At 41.0% G+C, this 18381-nt stretch carries 13 protein-coding genes; 5 read left to right on the top strand and 8 right to left on the bottom strand.

Annotation, left to right across the window (positions count from 1 at the left end):
* The first annotated feature begins 141 nt into the window (after window positions 1-141).
* Window positions 142-513: an entry exclusion lipoprotein TrbK gene (trbK, locus tag JHD44_RS17700; RefSeq protein WP_199464060.1), complete on the top strand. Its 372-nt coding sequence runs from the start codon at window positions 142-144 to the stop codon at window positions 511-513.
* An 82-nt stretch (window positions 514-595) separates the two neighbouring features.
* On the opposite strand, the gene JHD44_RS17695 is transcribed toward trbK, so the two are convergent.
* From JHD44_RS17695 to JHD44_RS17685, 3 genes are all read right to left on the bottom strand, one after another.
* Window positions 596-1459, bottom strand: coding sequence for an isocitrate lyase/PEP mutase family protein (locus JHD44_RS17695; RefSeq protein WP_133559628.1), 864 nt, complete (start codon window positions 1457-1459; stop codon window positions 596-598).
* Between the two features lie 233 nt (window positions 1460-1692).
* Complete coding sequence (locus JHD44_RS17690) at window positions 1693-4407, bottom strand: EAL and GGDEF domain-containing protein (RefSeq protein ID WP_199464059.1); 2715 nt, start codon at window positions 4405-4407, stop codon at window positions 1693-1695.
* 326 nt (window positions 4408-4733) lie between these two features.
* The gene (locus JHD44_RS17685) at window positions 4734-5027 is read right to left on the bottom strand and encodes an STAS domain-containing protein (protein WP_199464058.1); all 294 of its coding nucleotides are present in this window, start codon (window positions 5025-5027) and stop codon (window positions 4734-4736) included.
* 397 nt (window positions 5028-5424) lie between these two features.
* On the opposite strand from JHD44_RS17685, the gene dusA reads away from it, so the two are divergent.
* From dusA to JHD44_RS17670, 3 genes are all read left to right on the top strand, one after another.
* The gene (dusA, locus tag JHD44_RS17680) at window positions 5425-6456 is read left to right on the top strand and encodes a tRNA dihydrouridine(20/20a) synthase DusA (protein WP_199464057.1); all 1032 of its coding nucleotides are present in this window, start codon (window positions 5425-5427) and stop codon (window positions 6454-6456) included.
* Window positions 6457-6461: 5 nt separating this feature from the next.
* Window positions 6462-7412 carry a transaldolase gene (gene tal, locus JHD44_RS17675; RefSeq protein ID WP_199464056.1) on the top strand — a complete coding sequence of 317 codons (951 nt, stop codon included), beginning with the start codon at window positions 6462-6464 and terminating at the stop codon, window positions 7410-7412.
* A 242-nt stretch (window positions 7413-7654) separates the two neighbouring features.
* Window positions 7655-8719, top strand: coding sequence for a PQQ-dependent sugar dehydrogenase (locus tag JHD44_RS17670; RefSeq protein ID WP_233402291.1), 1065 nt, complete (start codon window positions 7655-7657; stop codon window positions 8717-8719).
* Between the two features lie 5 nt (window positions 8720-8724).
* Here the strand turns inward: JHD44_RS17670 and JHD44_RS17665 are convergent, their stop codons facing one another.
* The 4 genes from JHD44_RS17665 to hrpA are packed head-to-tail and all read right to left on the bottom strand — an operon-like array spanning window position 8725 to window position 16845.
* On the bottom strand, window positions 8725-11061 hold the full coding sequence (locus JHD44_RS17665; protein ID WP_199464054.1) for a putative bifunctional diguanylate cyclase/phosphodiesterase: 2337 nt from the start codon (window positions 11059-11061) through the stop codon (window positions 8725-8727).
* The gene (locus JHD44_RS17660) at window positions 11048-12094 is read right to left on the bottom strand and encodes a polyamine ABC transporter substrate-binding protein (protein WP_199464053.1); all 1047 of its coding nucleotides are present in this window, start codon (window positions 12092-12094) and stop codon (window positions 11048-11050) included. Before JHD44_RS17660 ends, JHD44_RS17665 begins: the two co-directional genes overlap by 14 nt.
* Window positions 12095-12132: 38 nt before the next feature.
* A complete protein-coding gene (locus tag JHD44_RS17655) occupies window positions 12133-12915 on the bottom strand; it encodes a VacJ family lipoprotein (RefSeq protein WP_199464052.1) in 783 nt (260 codons plus the stop codon).
* Between the two features lie 18 nt (window positions 12916-12933).
* Window positions 12934-16845: an ATP-dependent RNA helicase HrpA gene (gene hrpA / locus JHD44_RS17650; RefSeq protein WP_233402288.1), complete on the bottom strand. Its 3912-nt coding sequence runs from the start codon at window positions 16843-16845 to the stop codon at window positions 12934-12936.
* 247 nt (window positions 16846-17092) lie between these two features.
* On the opposite strand from hrpA, the gene cysK reads away from it, so the two are divergent.
* Window positions 17093-18058: a cysteine synthase A gene (gene cysK / locus JHD44_RS17645; protein ID WP_199464051.1), complete on the top strand. Its 966-nt coding sequence runs from the start codon at window positions 17093-17095 to the stop codon at window positions 18056-18058.
* 53 nt (window positions 18059-18111) lie between these two features.
* Here cysK and JHD44_RS17640 read toward each other — a convergent pair whose 3' ends face one another.
* Window positions 18112-18351, bottom strand: coding sequence for a glutaredoxin domain-containing protein (locus JHD44_RS17640; protein ID WP_199464050.1), 240 nt, complete (start codon window positions 18349-18351; stop codon window positions 18112-18114).
* Window positions 18352-18381 lie beyond the last annotated feature (30 nt).

Below are 18381 nucleotides of genomic sequence, written 5' to 3'. Positions count from 1 at the left end.
AGCAAACAGCTGTATATATTAAAAAACTGTCTTTGCTGATTGGTTTTTAATTATTAATACAAAAGCGCTCTATTACCGTTTATGGAAAAACTGAATAGACACTTAATTAATTAAATCCACATAGATTTTGAGGGAAGTATTATGAAAAACATTAAGCCTATTTACATCGCTGGTTTTATGGCTGTCGCAGCGTTAACCACTGCTTGTAGTGAAAAGATGCCTGCAGTGAATGATGAGAACTGTACTCAGGATAGCATTCAACAAATTGATGACCTGAAAATTCGTGAAGACTTTTCTGATCAGTGCTTTGATTACCGTATTGAGCAAGGCAAAGAAAAAGCTAAAACACTATATGAAGATGGCAAAGATGCTGTTGGCGAAGCGTATGATGAAACAGCTGAGGCAATGGAAAACGGTGCAGATGCAGTGGGTGACGCTTGGGAAGACGGTGTAGATGCCATTAAAGATGGTGCTAACAATGCTGAAACCGAAGTAGAGAATGCCACAAATTAATTTTGTGCGTGGTTTGATCTTTTAAATATAAATGCCAGCATTTAGGCTGGCATTTTTATTAATCTATATAGTGAAAGGAGTATTATTCTTTTACTTCCATAAAGCGGCGAGCCCATTCACGACTTTCGTCCAAAGTCGAATAACGCGTAGACAATTCCGATGCGTTTAATTTACCTTCCGCAATACCTCGTTGCTCACGCAAACAATCATAAGTTGCCTTAATGGCCGCAAAGTATGCAGCATGTCCATTTACAACAATGCGGACACCATTTTTAGCCAACCGTTCACGATCATTAAGCTCTGGATTACCATAAGCAACTAACATTAGAGGAACAGAAACATGTGCGCTAATGGCTTCTAAATGATCAAAGTCTTTCACGCCAACCATACAAATACCGTCAGCACCTGCAGCTTGATAAGCTTTGGCACGCTCAATCGTTTCTTCTGTCGTTAGTTGGCCAGCATTCGTTCGTGCAATGATCGACATGGTTGGATCGATTCGCGCTTCAAGTGCCGCTTCAATTTTTCCAACCGCTTCGTCAAGAGGAATCAGGTCTGTAGACTTATGACCAAATTTTGCAGGCAAAAGAGTGTCTTCGATTGTCAGCGCTGCCACACCTGCTCGTTCAAGCTCCGTAATAGTTCGCATTACATTCAAAGCATTACCATAGCCATGATCGGCATCGGCAATAATCGGCAAACGTGCGACGCGGCCAATTCGTGTCGCCTGCTCTACAAATTCACTCAAGGTAATCAAGGCAAAGTCCGGCGCCGCCAGCACTTGTAACGAAGCAACAGAGCCACCTAAGATGCCGACTTCAAAGCCTAGATCTTCCGCAATACGTGCGGACATAGGATCAAACGTCGAAGCGGTGTAGTAACAATTGTCGCTCTCTAGTAAAGCACGAAAGTCTTTACGTAGATCGTGTTGTGATGGGGTTGCCATGAAATTACTCCTGAAAACGGCCTTATTTCTGACATAGATTTCGAAATAGGCATTCATACGAAAAACGCCGGAATTCTAACTAAATTACGACATTTCGTCAGCGCTTTGCTCTGAATCAAACTTCCAAAAGGTAAAAATGCGGCTTATGTTGGAAATTTACAATATTTATAGTCCTAACTATTTGTTCAAAATTAGTAGATATTGGCTCTACTTGTTTCTATTAGTACCTACTGTCAATGGCTTATCTTTGCTAGAGGCAAACCGTATTGCTCTGCGAACTGATGAATTGGAATAGGCCTTGAGTAAAGGAACCCTTGAGCTAAGTCGACCCCATACTCTTTTAATAGTGCGACTTGATCACTATCCTCTACCCCTTCGGCAACAACTTTCATATTTAAATTTTGCGCCATCGATACAATCGTCTTAACAAGTACTTGACTAGATTTTGATCGGTTCATGTCCATTACAAATGCGCGATCAATTTTTAACACGTCAATTGGGTAGCGAGATAAATAACTTAGCGAAGAATAACCTGTTCCAAAATCGTCTAAGGCTAATGTAAATCCCATTGCTTTAAGTTCATTAATCTTATTTTCCAAATGCTCACAATGAACCAATAAAACCCCTTCAGTAATTTCGATCTCTAAGTTAGATGTATCACAATGATGGTGCTGTACAATTTTCTCGATAGAGCTGATTAGATCTTCTCGGTTAAATTGCACTGCAGATAAGTTAACCGCAAACCTCTGTCCAACCGCTAAACAGGAACGCCAGCAGTTAAGATAGGAACAAAGCTCGTCTAATACCAATAAGTCAATTTCTGATATGAGCCCCATTTCTTCTGCAACAGGAATAAATGCATCTGGAGCGATCAAACCACGTTTGGGATGTTGCCATCTGACCAGGGCTTCAGCCCCCATCAACTCTCCGGTTTCAAGGCTTATTTTTGGCTGAAGATAAACACAAAACTCTTTATTCTTAATGCCCGCTCTAATAGAGTTTCTAAAATCCATTCGCTCAAGAGCTTTTTCCGTTAATTCTTGTGAATAAAAGCGAATACTTCCACGCTGAGATGATTTAGCAGCGAAAAGAGCAGAGTCAGCGTATCTGACTACATCCTCAAGCTCCTTAGCATCATCTGGAAATAAACATGCACCGGTACTAACCGATACTAGAATCTCGGTATCACCAATTCTGATCGGCTTAGAGATAGCTTTAGCAATTCTTTCTGCTTCATTATTGAAAACTTGGCGATTTAAAACCGAGGGCAACAAAACACCAAACTCATCTGCTCCAATACGAGCAATGAAACTCGACGAAGCAACAATAGCCTGCAATCTTGCAGTCAAAGCTCTAAGTACAAAATCACCATATTTATAACCATAGCTATCATTGATATTTTTAAAATGATCGACGCCAAGAACCAGTAAACCGAGCTTCTGGCTGTCAAGACTCGTGCTAATGACTTTGGAACTCACCTTCTCTAGCAAACTCACTCGGTTAGGCAACCCAGTTAATGAGTCATATTTTGATAAAAAGTCTACTTGTTCTTGATACTCTTTTAACTCTGTTATGTCTCTCCCTATCACCAAAACAGAACTGAATTCGCCATTACTATTATACTCAGGTGTCAAACTGACATATGAGTGAACAATACCTTTTATGGTGGGTGCAGATATCTCACATTCAACACTTTTTTGAGTTTTAATAATATTAATTAGGTGTTTATGTAGCACTGATTCTTGAGGGGCGACATCTTCTCCAAAGCGCCTATAGAGCATTTGATTTAACTCAGTTGGTGTCTTTCCTATTATTTCTTCAGTACTGCAATTAAATAGCTTAGCTAAAACAGGGTTTGAGTATTGAAGTTGGCAATCTAAATTATAACGACAAATAAAGTCTGGTGAATTCTCTACTAAAGTACGAAACTGCATTTCGCTCGTTTTGGTTTTAAGAATGGCTTCTTCTTGTTGAGTGATATCTCGCCCTATCAATAACACACCCGAAACAGCATCATGCTTATCAAACTCAGGTATAAATCGGATTTCAAACGTTGATAGAACGTCTTGATTACCATACATCATCATTCTTTGAGTCATCGCTCGCCCAGTGTGAATGGTATTCAGTACATATTCTTGCATCAACGCCGCACTATTCCCTATGCCAGCTAATTCGGTAGGCTGCTTACCAATGGCACTCTCTCTACTAAGCCCTGTCACCTTTTCAAACATTTGATTGACATATGTTCTACGCCCCAGAATATCGTAGCGAATAATCACATCTGGAGCATTTTCAACCAAGTTATAAAAATCTTGTTTCTTTTGAGTTTCTGCTACTTCTAGTTGATAACGTTTAGTGACATTATACCAAGTAGCAATGTATTGAATCTTTTTTTGTGAACGTTTTAGCTGAACTGGATAAAATTGTATTTCACAAGCTTTGAATTCAGCACCAGGGTCCAACAAAAAACTACATGAAAGCGTCTCTCTGCCTATTTCTAAGGAATCTTCAAGCGCAAGCCAGCTAGCATGAAGGTTGCTTGGAATGAAAGCTTTTACAAGCTCGCCAGTAACTTGCTCGCTACCATGAGTATATTTCATCGCTTTTTCATTAAGCCAAACAATCTCTAATTGATTTTTTGCATTGAACTCAAACAATCCAATCGCTTCATTTAAGTTGTCTAGGACTGAATGATAAAAATCGCCCAACTCAATTGCGCTTAGCACAGCTTTCGGCTCAAAGTTTGCCAACGTTCGCGTATCGGAGTTGATAATGACAGCGGCGATAAAGTCATTTCCTTTCGATTCAAACTGAATAAAGCAAATCTCTTGAGGGGAAGATTTGTGTTTAAGCAAATGCTCTGGGATCAATTGATAGACTTTTGACTCTTTCTGTAACTGTTCTATAAAGTGAGCCTGCCAATCATTCTTGAGAGATTGAAACCACAACGTCGCAAACCATTGGTCAGATGAATGTTCGTTTAGATTAAAGTAATGTTTCGCTGGAGGGTTACAAAAGATGACCCGTAAATCATCAACTGGATCTAGAATGAAAAAAGGTGCGCCTAGAGAAGAAGATAAAAATGCTTCCGTTAGCGAAGCAGATGAGTAGCAAGACTTACCTTTTTGTTTTTTTGATATAGAAGTCATGACAGTAACACTCCAATAAAGCTACTTTAATAAAACTAAAGTACTTTTTAAGAGTCTTACAAAGTGTGACTGATTACACTGATAGTCTTGTTAAGGAATGTGTTAACTTGTAACCACCTTTCGTATTAATGCTTTGAACTCTTCACAACATAGTTTTCATACATGTTTGCTAATGTAAAAAGATCATCACAGTAAGTACTTGGGTTAGACACCGTTATGTCGTGATTTGTATGTTTCTTCATCTCTTTTTTAAGCTTGGCAATCATCCCTAAAGCAGCCGAGTCTAAAAACTGAACTTTATCACACAACAACTCAACACGTTTTGACTGAACTATTGCTTTTGAGTATTCGTCTTTAAACCATTCATGGCAATCAAAAGAAAACTTCTGTGGCAATGATATACGAGTAACATCTGGCATATGGACTCCTATACATCTAAACAAACTAGGTGTGTTTATTAAATGAACAATTAATAAACATTATTAACCTTTACTTACAAATAAATCAACATTTTATTACAATAAATTTTTCTTATAAATCAAATGCATACGAAGATTTATTCATATTGTTGAACCCCACAGATATGATGACCAAAATAAGTCAACCTTTTAAATCAATTTATCCTCAAAAAAGTACAGTTTCACAGCACAACAGACATACCCTGTATACGTAACTTTATGACATAATGAACGTATAACTTTTGAAATACGGCTTTATTGCGAAATTTTATTTCAGTTCACAGCGTAATCATTTCGAGTATTCATCATGCACTTGATAAGCTACGCCCACCAACACAAAATTTAAAACACTTACTACATGCAAAAAGTATTCAACCAAACATCGAATGAGCTTCAAAAAAAGCTAGATCGTCGTTTCAGCATCGCACCCATGATGGATTGGACAACTTCGGACTATCGTGTCTTTGCACGTTGTTTGACGAAGCACACGCTGTTATACACTGAAATGGTTACCACTGGTGCTTTACTTCAAGGCGACAACCCAGCTCGTTTCCTTCAGTATGATGACTGCGAACATCCTATTGCACTTCAGTTGGGTGGATCTAACGCAAAGGATTTAGCAAAGTGCGCCAAAATGGCTGAAGAATACGGTTACGATGAAGTGAATTTAAATGCTGGCTGCCCAAGTGATCGTGTACAGAATAGTTTGATTGGGGCCATTTTAATGGCTCACCCACAAACAGTGGTTGATGCAATGAAAGCCATGCAGGATGCTACCTCTATTCCTGTCACGATAAAGCACCGTATTGGTTTAGATGATCAACAAGACTACGCTGTCGTGCGTGACTTTGTTGGTAAGATCGCTGATGAAGGCGTTGAAACATTCATTGTTCATGCACGCAACGCGATTTTGCAAGGTTTAAGCCCCAAAGAAAACCGTGAAATCCCGCCTCTCAAATACGACTTTGTGTATCAATTGAAGAAAGATTTCCCTGACCTTGAAATCTTGATAAATGGTGGGATAAAAACAGTAGAAGAGACAAAAGAACATTTACGTCATGTTGATGGTGTCATGATGGGGCGAGAAGCTTACAACAACCCCTGGGTTCTAAGCCAAATAGACCAATCTATTTTTGGTGCGCCAGATTTAGTTAATGATCGCTTCGAAGCATTAGAACGTTTTATCCCCTATGCTGAGAAGCAATTGGAGAATGGCGAACGTTTGATGCATTTAACTCGACATTTATTGGGTATTTTTCAAGGCTTGCCAGGGGGTAAGCAATTTAGACGTTACCTTTCAGAAAACGGTCATCGAAGTGACGCTACAATCAAAGTTTTAGTAGACGCCATCGAATTAGTTAAACAAAAACTAGATACAAGCAAAGGATAAGAGCAATGAGCAATAAGTTATCTCAATTAAAAGAGTTCACAACAATTGTTGCCGACACGGGTGATATCACTGCAATTAAAGATTACCTTCCAGAAGATGCAACAACTAACCCTTCATTAATGCTCAAAGCAGCCCAAATCCCTGAGTATGCACCCTTTATTGATCAAGCTGTTGCGTGGGCAAAAGAACAAAGCAGCGATAAAGCGCAACAAATTATTGATGCAAGTGACAAGCTTGCTGTTATCGTTGGTACAGAGATTCTTAAATACATTCCTGGGCGCATCTCTACTGAAGTGGACGCTCGTCTTTCTTATGATAAAGAAGCGACTATCGAGAAAGCTCGTCGCCTAATCAAGCTATATGAAGAAGCCGGAATTTCTAAAGATCGAGTGTTGATCAAGGCTGCATCTACTTGGGAAGGTATTAAAGCCGCTGAAGAGTTAGAAAAAGAAGGTATTAATTGTAACCTTACACTACTGTTCTCATTCGCACAGGCTCAAGCATGTGCAGAAGCAGGTGTTTTCTTAATCTCCCCATTTGTTGGCCGTATTCTGGATTGGTACAAAAAATCTACTGGACAAGAGTACACAGCAGAAACAGATCCCGGTGTTGTATCTGTTACTGAGATCTACAACTACTACAAGCAGCATGGTTACAAAACCATTGTAATGGGTGCAAGCTTCCGTAATATCGGTGAAATCGAACAACTTGCAGGTTGTGATCGTTTGACGATCAGCCCTAACCTTTTGGAAGAACTTAAAAAAGATGAAGGCAGATTGGACCGTAAACTGGCACCAGTTTCAAATGTAACGCCAGCTGGCGAAAGTATTACTGAGCAAGCTTTCCGTTGGGCACTTAACGAAGATGCCATGGCTACAGAGAAATTGGCTGAAGGTATTCGTAACTTCGCCGTAGACCAACGTAAACTTGAGAAGATGATTGAAGCGAAGCTTTAAGACTTACACTCACGTTTTGAATTCAGTTTAGCTGAATTTCACACCAAAACGCGACTTTCTGTCGCGTTTTGTTATTTAGCCTGCCGATTTTATGATCAGTTGGCAAGTATTCCGCAATGAATATGAAACCCCTCTATTCCCCCCATTTCTTATGCTTTTAGTATCTATAATTATGGTTCTTGAATGAATTAGGTACGAACATGCTTCAACATATTAAACAATTTAGTATAGGTTTACTGATTATGATCAGTTCACTAGGCTATGCAGTGGAAGCAGAACCACAATTCAAAATTGATCAGCTTGCCCAAGTTGACGGTATTCCTTGGGGTATGGCGCAGATTGATACGCAAACGCTACTGGTTACAGTTCTTGATGGGCAGTTACTGCGCATTAATACATCATCGGGTGAAATCAAAGAAGTAAGCGGGTTACCTAGGATTGCTCGCTTAGGGCAAGGTGGCTTACTAGATGTCGCACTATCACCCGATTTTCCAGAAACTTCATGGGTGTACTTCACCTATGCACACCCAACTGAGGAAGGCGCCACAACGGCACTTGCTAGAGCAAAATTTAATTCAGACAAGCTATCAGATTGGCAAGATCTTTTAGTTTCTGATGCTTCATCATCAAAAGGTCAACATTTTGGCAGTCGTATCGCTTTCGATCATAATGGTCATGTGTTTTTCACAGTGGGTGACAGAGGAACAAGGGCGAACGCTCAGGATTTATCTAATCATGCGGGCGCAATTTTACGCTTAAATATGGACGGATCTGTTCCTGCTGATAATCCTTATGTACGACATGGAAAAATTAAACCTGAAATCTGGAGCTTTGGACACCGTAATCCGCAAGGCTTATTTTATGATCAAGCTACAGGTTTCCTTTGGTCAAATGAGCATGGCCCTCGTGGTGGGGATGAAATCAATTTGATCCGCGTCGGAGCAAATTACGGTTGGCCAATCGTATCTCACGGTAAGGAATATTGGGCACCACTCAATGTTGGCGAGACGACCTCGAAAGAAGGCATGGAAGACCCAAAGAAAGTGTTCATCCCATCCATTGCCCCTAGCTCATTATTAATATACAGAGGTGAGCTGTTTAAAGATTGGCAAGGTGATTTCTTGTCTACTGCACTTTCTTTAAGGCACCTGAACAACGTTAGGCTTGCTAGTGGTGAAGTCTTTGAAACACGTTTTCTTGAAGACCTAAACGAACGATTAAGAGACGTTATTGAACTGAATGATGGAAGTCTAGTCGTTAGTACTGATTCTGGCCTAATACTCAATATTAGGCCGAAAATCGAGTAGCGCGTTTAATCATTTTTACTTTCTAAAGACAGTTTATATTGCCGATACCAATGACGAAGCTCAGTGATCGTCATTGGTTGTGCAATCGAATAGCCCTGAAAATAATCACAGCCAGCTTCTTTTAGAAGCCGGAATTTCTCATAATTCTCGATACCTTCAGCCGTAACATTTATGTTTTGCAAATGGCATATCTCGATCGTAGGTTCCATCAGTTGATGGTAATTTTCATCCGTCAAACGATCGACAAGCTCCTTATCGAACTTCACTTTATCTACTGGGTAGTCGATCATTTGTAGCAGCGGTGTATAGCCGATACCAAAGTCGTCAATAGATATTTTGAAACCTTGATCACGTAAGTCTTTGAGCACTGACAGCACTTGCTCTACTGCAAAATAACCAAAGGTCTCTGTAATTTCTAGCTCCACTGAACCATCGGCTACTTGATACTCATTTTTGAGTTGTATAATTCTGTCTACAAAATTAGTTTGGCCTAATTCACCTGCAGAAATATTGATCGCAATAACGATATCTTGTCCTAAAAACGCTCTCAGTTTTTCTAAATGTATAAATGCATTTCTGAATACCCAATCATCTATCTTAGTATAGGTACCGGTTTGTTCAGCAATTGGAACAAACTCATCTGGTGTAATCTGTCCAAGTTCAGGAGAATACCAACGAAGTAATACTTCAAGGCCTTTTACTTGCCTAGCTTTATCGACAAAAGGCATAAACACCAAAGAAAACTCTTCATCACAATTTACGAACTTCAAAGCATCTTCTATTAGTTTAACTCTTCGAGCCTCTCTCGCAATGGAATGAGAATACGCTGCAAACCGATTCTTACCGGTTCTCTTAGCGTGATACATTGCCATATCAGCGTTGGCAATGAGCTCCCTTAAATCTTCACCGTCATTGGGGTAACTCGCAATTCCTAAGCTTGCTGAAACAGGGGTAATATAACGCTCGGTCTTAAACCCCCCTTCAAATAAGTTAACGACATCTGTTGCAAGTTTAAGCCGATCATCTAATGCGTCATGAGCTAATACTATTGCAAATTCATCGCCAGCTAGGCGAGATACCAGTGCAGTTTGATCGTGATCTTTATGGTTCTGAATTAACTCTTGAAATGCTTTTGCAGCATGTTGTAGCAGCTCATCTCCTGCTTCGTGCCCTAAGCGATCGTTAACAAACTTAAAATTATCCAGATCAATATAAATTAGTGAAACATGGCTATGTCGATTCCACGCTCTTATCAATGCTCTTTTTGCAAACTCTTGGAAACGCGTTCTATTTGGCAACTTAGTAAGAGCATCTGTTACTGCAAGCTCCCTAGATTGAATCAGGTTTGTATTAAGCTGTTCATACAATGAATAAAACTTCAGTCCAAGACGGCTAACTTCATCAATTCCATTTGGCTTCACAATGTTATCTTGATGCTCTTCCATCACTAAGGTTAATTGTTTATCCAACGTTTCAATCGGCTGAATAATAAACCGCTTAATCAAATATAAAAGTAGCAGTGTAATAGCAACACCAAGACATACCGATACAGCCATAAGCCAATCAACTAAATCAGATCTGGCTTTACTGAGGTATTCTTCGGTTAATTCAACTTCTAATAATGCACCTGGATACAGCTCAACAGTTCTTATATTAGGTGGTGAAGTGGTGTTTAAGGAAGGTGTTCTGTTCACAATTAAAGGAGTGACACCATAATCGCTCTGTAATGCCTTGAAGATTGAATCAAATTCACTCATATAAACAGTTACGACAACAGCCAGTGTATCATCCATCAAACCACGTACAGGTGTTGTTAGTGTTGTGCCGTCAATAGTTCTTCCGAATAGATAGGCATGCTCTCCATTTTTTAAAAACATCAGCTTCTGCTCTTCCATCTCATTCTTAAGCACTAATGAGCGTGCAAAACCCGGCAAAAATGACGGTGGCTCTGAGAATGGGTTATCACTTCTTTCATAGTGATAAATCGGCACACCTGTATTGGTTAAAACAGTAATTGCAACCCTTACATGATTGTTTCCAAGCACATCATTTAAGAGAAAGTCCAGTCGTTGAGTGACCAAATATTCACGGATATCCTGACCGACATATCGTGTAAAATCACTCAGTGTTTTCCCTTCCAGCAGCAAAGAGATTACCCCTGCACTGATATTTGCTTCGCGTTCAAACTCAACTTTGGCTTGAAGAAGTTTCAAGTCAAGACGGTTATATTCAACCTCTGTGAGTGTATCCGTTTGTATTCTGAAAACTCCGATTGATGTAACCAAAACACCTAAAAGCAATATTGGTAATACAAGGAGTATCAAGCGCTTAGTTAGAGTCATAATATCGAAGCAAGGCGTCCTTAATGCGCGTCCTTTTTAAAATCTCTCTCCCAGACAATCCGTGAAAAGGAGTAGCTTTCGCCAGTTTCTCGTCTTCGAAATACACATTACTATCTGCTCGAAGCTCATCACTGACTAACTCTTGCACTTTTACATATGGGCTTGCAGTCCATAAAAACTCTGAGTTTCGTGCACTATTATCTACTCTAGAAAGATAATCAATAAATGCGAGAGCTTCTTCCTTACGATCACTTTCTTGTGTAACGGTCAAGCAATCCACCCAAACAATGGCGCCTTCTTCAGGTACAACATAGCGCCAACTATCAATTCCTTGAATATCATTTAAACCGTATTGATCACCGGAATAAGCAGGTGCGATCCAAACATTACTTTGGTCAGGGTTTGAAAGAACATAAGTGTAAACGTAATCATACGTGGTTACATAATGAGATTGCACCTTTAATAAGCTAAATGCTTGCTCTAAATGGGTATTTTCAGTCGTATTGATTGGATACCCCATGCCGGACAAAGCGGCTGTTAATAGCTCATCAGATTGACCTAGCATCCCAATGTGACCTTTAAGATAAGGCTCAGGGTTAAGTAAATCCCGCCAGCTGGTAACAGGTGAGTTTACTTTATCTTCACGATAGACAATGCCGTATGTTCCCCAAAAATACTGACGCCCATATTTGCCACAAGCATCAGGCCAATACGTAGTTTCATTGTATGTCGGTATGGTTGAAAGGTGTCCTGCGCCGCTCAAAATATGAATGGTAGCGTTATCAACGACTGCTAGATCGATCTTCGCACTTTCCTCTCTGGATAAAACCAAGTTTCTTTGTGCTTCATCATCGTAATAAACAAGCTTTATTGGGATTCCAGTTTCATTTTGCCAATCAGTAATAATAGAAGGGTCGATATAATCTTCCCATGTATAAAACACCAGCGGGGCTGTCTCCGCATAAGTATTACTAGATAAGCATGCCATTGAGATGCTCATAGCAAAGGTAGAATAATGTAAGACTTTTATCATTTTATTCCCCTACAAACTTGAAAACCCATTGAGCCAACTTAATATTCCTCACCCCAAGAGTCTGTATCATCCCAAGAATCACTGCTCTCCCATGAATCTTGGGAATCTTCAGACCATGAGTTTGGCTCCTGAATCGATGAGTCATTATACTCTTGTTCAGACATGCCGCCTTCAATCTCACCTACGCGCGTTTGTAGATATACATCCCGTAAAAAGCTATAGCGATCACCAAATACCATCCGTTCAGCAGTGAGATATCGAGCTCGAACTTGAACCACATTCAATCCACGAGAAATCCATTTTTGATCGTCATTAAAGTCGTAAAAATCCATCGCATCATAAATAGAATAGTCTACGACCATGCCACTTGCATCACGAACCGTAGAGGGACCTAAAAATGGAATAACTAAATATGGGCCAGAGCTTATTCCCCAGTGGCCCAGTGTCTGCCCAAAATCTTCTTTATAATGCTTTAAGCCCATTTCGCTCGCTACATCGAAAAGGCCAAATATGCCGAAGGTTGAATTAATGATAAACCGAAACGTCGAGGAAGCTGTCTCATCTAGCTTACCTTGCAGGAGATTATTAAATAGGTTTGGAACTTCCCCAAGATTAGAAAAAAAGTTACTCACACCTTTCTGCATAAAATTAGGTGTGACCGCATCATAACCTTTTGCTAATGGCTTTAAACCATATTCATCAACAGTTTCGTTAAAGGCAAACATGGAACGATTGAACCCTTCCCATGGATCTTCAGCTGTTTCAGCACTCACACATAAAGTGGCAATGAGCAAACTAATACTTGCAATGATACGTTTCATAAAGTTTTCATCCTTGTCCTACACAAGCTTTTTAACTTCTTGCCACTGTTTAGCTAAGCGTTTGTCAGAAATAGGCTCTAATGTTCCAACCGTTTGCGCAAACAATGAAATTCGATACTCTTCTAATAACCAGCGATAGCGCGTCAGATTAGGGTCATAAATACCCTTCTCATCATGAGCTTTTTTCTGACGAAGATATTGCTCCCAAAGGTTTTCCAACTCACCTACCGCGGCATTTTCTTTATTGAGGTGGTTCTGGAAGCGTTCTAGCCTAACTTCAACACCCTTAAAGTAGCGTGGCAACTGACCTAACCAATACAAAGGTGTGGCGCCGATAAACCCTGGATACACCAAGTTCTCTAGCTGCTTCTTAATATCACCATAGACACGAGTCCAAGGCAGAGGAATTGAACCTTTCATCCGTTTTGCCACTTGCTGATAGGCGGATAACACAGCATGTAACTGTAACGCAATGTCGTTGGCGATACTGATGAGCTGCTTTTTGTGATCGGTTAAACGCTGTACGAAACTGTCTTTAGTTCGCGGCAATGGGCGCTCATCTAAAAAGACTTTTTCAACAATAGCATCCAGCAAATCCTGAAGTAACACTTCTTTTTTACCTATTGGTGCGAATAACAACATAGACTCTCGCAACTTGGGTAAGTTCTTTTCAAGATATTTCATATCTTTATGAAGCGCCAACTTTAATAAAGCAATGACACCTTTACGATGTGCCTCCATGGCTGTATTCGGGTCATCGAACATTTTCAAGGAAACACTACTACCGTCGCTTGCCACCAAAGCAGGGAAAGCCGTAACTTTGATACCAGCTTGTTTTATTTCTTGTCGTTCCGGGACATCCTGATCAGGCCATTCAGTCAACTCAACTTGTTCATGCTTTTTCGTGCCGAATTTTGCAAAGCTCTTTTCAACCATCTCAGCAAAGCGAGTCTGCAACTCGGCCAAATTTTTGCCGCTGCCTAACACTTTACCGCGTTCGTCAATCACATCAATATTGAGGGTTAAATGCCCTTCTAGTTTTTCTGCATTCCATTCAGTGAGTGGAATGTCGATAAGTGTTTCTCGCTTAATCTGAAGTGAAAGCTGCTCCAGTAGATCTCCTTTGTCCTTAGACAAATTCGGATAAATACGCTCAACAAACTGTGGAATCGGTACAAAACGGCGACGCAAGGCTTTTGGTAACGCTCTGATCAAAGATTCGCAACGCTCCTTAACATAACCAGGCACCGCCCAACCAAGTTCATCTAAAGTAAGCTGTCTTAGCAATCCGACTGGCACTTTCAAAGTGGCACCATCTTTCTGCTGTCCTGGCGCAAACTCATAGTCTATTGGTAAGGCAACACCATTTAACGAGTAATTATCAGGGAAAGCATACTCATCAACATTGACATCTTGGTTAATAAGATCGTCTCGTGTCATGATCAGTGCGTCAGGATTTCGCTTGGCAAAATACTCAACGCTCTTTTGATTACGCACATCAGCAGGTAAACGCTCGTTGTAAAAAGCAAACACGGCTTCATCGTCGACCAAAATATCACGTGTACGGAGCTTGGCTTCTTGAGTCTCTACGCTTTTTATCAGTTCAGCATTTTGCTTATAAAAAGCTGCTTTGGATTTCAATCCGCTTTCGACCAATGCTTGCCTGATAAAGACTTCACGGGCATCTTCTGGATTCACATGCCCATAATCTATACGACGTTTGGCCACAAGAATTAGGCCATACAATGACACTTGCTCAAAGGCAACGACACGACCTTGGTTTCGTTCGAAATGTGGGTCGAAATACTGTCGCTTCACAAATGGTGCAGCGTAGTCTTCGACCCATTGAGGGTCAATTTTCGCTACGATGCGCGCGTATAGCTTACTCGTCTCAACTAACTCCGCAGCCATTACCCACTGTGGTGGACGCTTAAACAACATAGACCCAGGAAAGATGGATAACTTGCGCGAGCGGCAACCTAGCATTTCTTTGCTTTCATCCATTTTGTTAGCAACTTGAGTAAACAAACCCGCTAATAAAGCACGATGAATCGAGTCGTACTGACGTTCTTCATGATCAACTTCTTTAAAGCCAAGTTGTTTACAAGCAATCAATATTTGACGATGAATATCACGCCATTCACGCATCCGCATGAAGTTCAAAAATTGCTTACGGCAGTATTGGCGCAATTGGTTTTGCGATAACTCTTGGCGTTGTTCTTCATAGCGCTGCCAAAGGTTCAACAAAACCATGAAATCTGAGTTTTCATCTTTATCAACAGCATGGCATTGGTCAGACTGAGTTTTCTTATCTTGGGGACGCTCACGGGGGTCTTGCACCGATAATGCACTGACAATGATGGCAACTTCTTTCAACACATGGTGATCATTGGCAGCAATCAACATACGCCCCAATTTTGGGTCAATCGGAAGTTTCGCTAATTGTCGGCCAATAGTGGTTAATCGATCTCCACGCAATGCCCCCAATTCAGTCAAAGCACGATATCCATCGTTGATCATGCGTTTTTCAGGCATTTCAACAAATGGGAATTTTTCAACCGCACCTAAACGCAAGTTCGCCATTTGCAAAATAACGGACGCTAAGTTAGTACGAAAAATTTCGGGATCCGTGAATTCTGGGCGTCCATTGAAATCTTCTTCGTCATAAAGGCGAATACAAACACCTTCCGCCACACGACCACATCGACCTGCCCGTTGGTTTGCACTGGCCTGACTAATTTTCTCGATCGGCAACTGTTGGACCTTTGAGCGCACACTGTAACGACTAATACGCGCTAAGCCCGGATCAATAACATAGCGAATGCCGGGTACCGTCAAAGACGTTTCCGCCACATTGGTGGATAACACAATGCGTCGTCCACCGTGGGATTTAAAAATACGCTGTTGCTCAGAGCTGCTTAATCGTGCATAAAGCGGTAATACCTCAACCCCTTGAAGCGCTTCTTTACGCAGTAACTCAGCGGTCTCACGAATTTCTCGTTCACCTGGCAAGAACACAAGAATATCACCAGCGCCGCGGTACCTCGTCTTACGTTCTTCGGCGATCAATAAAGTCACCGCATCCAGAATACCTTGCTCCATTGATTGATCTTCATCGAGCTCTTCTACGTCAGATTTACTCAACAATGGCTGATAACGTATTTCTACAGGGTATGTCCGTCCCGACACTTCGATAATCGGCGCATTATTAAAATGACGAGAAAAGCGCTCCACATCAATGGTTGCCGATGTAACAATGACTTTCAGATCAGGACGCTGCGCGGTTATACGCTTTAAGTACCCCAATAAAAAGTCGATATTTAGACTACGCTCATGGGCTTCGTCGATAATGATGGTGTCGTATTTTTGTAAGAACTTATCCTGCTGAATTTCAGCGAGCAAGATACCGTCGGTCATCAACTTAATCAGCGTGTCTTCTTGGCTTTCATCTGTAAAACGTACTTGGAAGCCGACGGCCTCCCCCAATTTTACTTGAAGCTCATCACTGATCCTTTCCGCTACACTTCGCGCTGCGATTCGTCTAGGCTGTGTGTGGCCAATTTGGCCTGTTAAGCCTCTACCTGCTTCTAAACACATTTTAGGAAGCTGAGTCGTTTTACCAGAGCCGGTTTCGCCGGCTATGATTACGATTTGGTTTTCTTGGATCGCTTTTATAATCTCGTCGCGTCGAGCAGAAACGGGTAACGCATCATCGTAGGTGATTGTCGGCATACGTTTCTGACGAGCTTGATAGAGGTTTTTTGATGACTCGATCAGACTCTCTAACTCTGCCTCGAGTTTTGAGGTAGGCAATCCTTCTGTACGACGTTTATTGAGTATGTCTAGTTTGCGATTTATCGCGAAGCGATCTTTTGCCATAAGCAGATTTTGCTCAACTGGCATGGCAATGGATTCAGATTGTTTTCGCATGAAATGGGTGTAACCTTTTCGATTGTGTCGTGCTATACGTTGTACACTGACGATAACTATTTAATATATCTAGAATTCTACCACTAAAATGCAGCTCGAGTGTGCTATTGAATACTGTCCGTTTTTCACATCTCAAAATCTAACCATATAGTGCAAAGTTCTTACATCCTTTCACTAGAAGTAGGTATAGTGGGTAACTATAATCCAAACTGATTAACACGCTTGATGCAAAAGATAAGGATGACCCATGTCTGAAAAAGTATTTAATGATAACTCTTTGACGATTGGTAACACGCCATTAGTGCGACTAAATCAAATCGGCAATGGCAACATTTGGGCAAAAATTGAATCGCGCAATCCTGCTTTCTCCGTAAAATGCCGTATCGGCGCTAACATGGTCTGGGATGCTGAGAAACGTGGAGTGCTCACCAAAGGTAAATCATTGGTAGAGCCATCAAGTGGTAATACAGGTATTGCATTATGTTTCGTTGCTGCCGCTCGCGGCTACCCTATCACGATTACCATGCCTTCAAGTATGAGCCTTGAGCGACGCCAAGTAATGAAGGCACTAGGGGCAAACATCGTCCTAACAGAGCCAGCGAAAGGCATGAAAGGCGCGATTGAAAAGGCAAAAGAAATTGCCCAAGACCCTAACTTTGTTTTGCTCCAGCAATTTGACAACCCTGCAAACCCTGAAATTCATGAAAAGACTACCGGCCCAGAAATTTGGAATGACACAAACGGTGAAATCGATGTCTTTGTAGCTGGCGTTGGTACGGGTGGCACCATTACTGGTGTAAGTCGCTACATCAAAAATACTCAAGGTAAAGCCATCACCTCGGTCGCAGTGGAACCAACATCTTCACCGGTTATCACACAAACCATTAATGGTGAAACGCCTACTCCAGCACCTCATAAAATCCAAGGTATTGGCGCAGGCTTTGTGCCACAAAATTTAGACCTTTCTGTCGTAGATCGTGTTGAGCAAGTAACTAACGAAGAAGCGATCGCTATGGCAAAACGCCTAATGCGTGAAGAAGGCATTCTATGTGGTATTTCTTGTGGTGCTGCAGTAGTGGCCGCTGAAAAACTTAGTAAAGAGCCGGAGTTTGCTGATAAGAAAATCGTTGTTGTTTTGCCTGACTCGGGTGAACGATACCTTTCTACTGCGTTGTTCGAAGGTGAATTTAGCGAAAACGAAACGGTTCAATAAATTTCATACCTTTTCAGCATAAAAAAACAGGCTCATTGAGCCTGTTTTTTTGATCAAATTGCTATGTTAAAGAGTCTTTGAATGTCGCCGAGGTTGCCAACGTATTCTGTTCCGTAGAATACTTTTGGTGCTTTACTTTCTTCGCCATCAAAAACACGCATCAAAGCTTCGTTAGCAGAATTAGCCTCAACGTTTACCGTATCAAAATCGATGTTATTTAGTGTCAAAGTATTCTTAGCAAGATTGCAGAATTCGTTATCTGCTGAGCAATATAAAGTGTAATGTTTCATCATTTGTTCCCCTTATTAATTAACGGCAGCTTA

Origin of the sequence: Marinomonas ostreistagni (assembly GCF_016461785.1) — a bacterium.
Taxonomy (GTDB): Bacteria; Pseudomonadota; Gammaproteobacteria; order Pseudomonadales; family Marinomonadaceae; genus Marinomonas; species Marinomonas ostreistagni_A.
The sequence above is the reverse complement of the archived record's forward strand: the minus strand, read 5'-3'. Positions and strand labels throughout refer to the sequence as shown.

Coding starts and splice junctions, on each gene's coding strand:
- JHD44_RS17695 (WP_133559628.1), bottom strand. CDS start 1,459: ATGGCAACCCCATCACAACACGATCTACGTAAAGACTTTCGTGCTTTA.
- cysK (WP_199464051.1), top strand. CDS start 17,093: ATGTCTGAAAAAGTATTTAATGATAACTCTTTGACGATTGGTAACACG.
- JHD44_RS17640 (WP_199464050.1), bottom strand. CDS start 18,351: ATGATGAAACATTACACTTTATATTGCTCAGCAGATAACGAATTCTGC.
- JHD44_RS17685 (WP_199464058.1), bottom strand. CDS start 5,027: ATGCCAGATGTTACTCGTATATCATTGCCACAGAAGTTTTCTTTTGAT.
- dusA (WP_199464057.1), top strand. CDS start 5,425: ATGCAAAAAGTATTCAACCAAACATCGAATGAGCTTCAAAAAAAGCTA.
- JHD44_RS17670 (WP_233402291.1), top strand. CDS start 7,655: ATGATCAGTTCACTAGGCTATGCAGTGGAAGCAGAACCACAATTCAAA.
- tal (WP_199464056.1), top strand. CDS start 6,462: ATGAGCAATAAGTTATCTCAATTAAAAGAGTTCACAACAATTGTTGCC.
- trbK (WP_199464060.1), top strand. CDS start 142: ATGAAAAACATTAAGCCTATTTACATCGCTGGTTTTATGGCTGTCGCA.
- JHD44_RS17660 (WP_199464053.1), bottom strand. CDS start 12,094: ATGATAAAAGTCTTACATTATTCTACCTTTGCTATGAGCATCTCAATG.
- hrpA (WP_233402288.1), bottom strand. CDS start 16,845: ATGCGAAAACAATCTGAATCCATTGCCATGCCAGTTGAGCAAAATCTG.
- JHD44_RS17665 (WP_199464054.1), bottom strand. CDS start 11,061: ATGACTCTAACTAAGCGCTTGATACTCCTTGTATTACCAATATTGCTT.
- JHD44_RS17655 (WP_199464052.1), bottom strand. CDS start 12,915: ATGAAACGTATCATTGCAAGTATTAGTTTGCTCATTGCCACTTTATGT.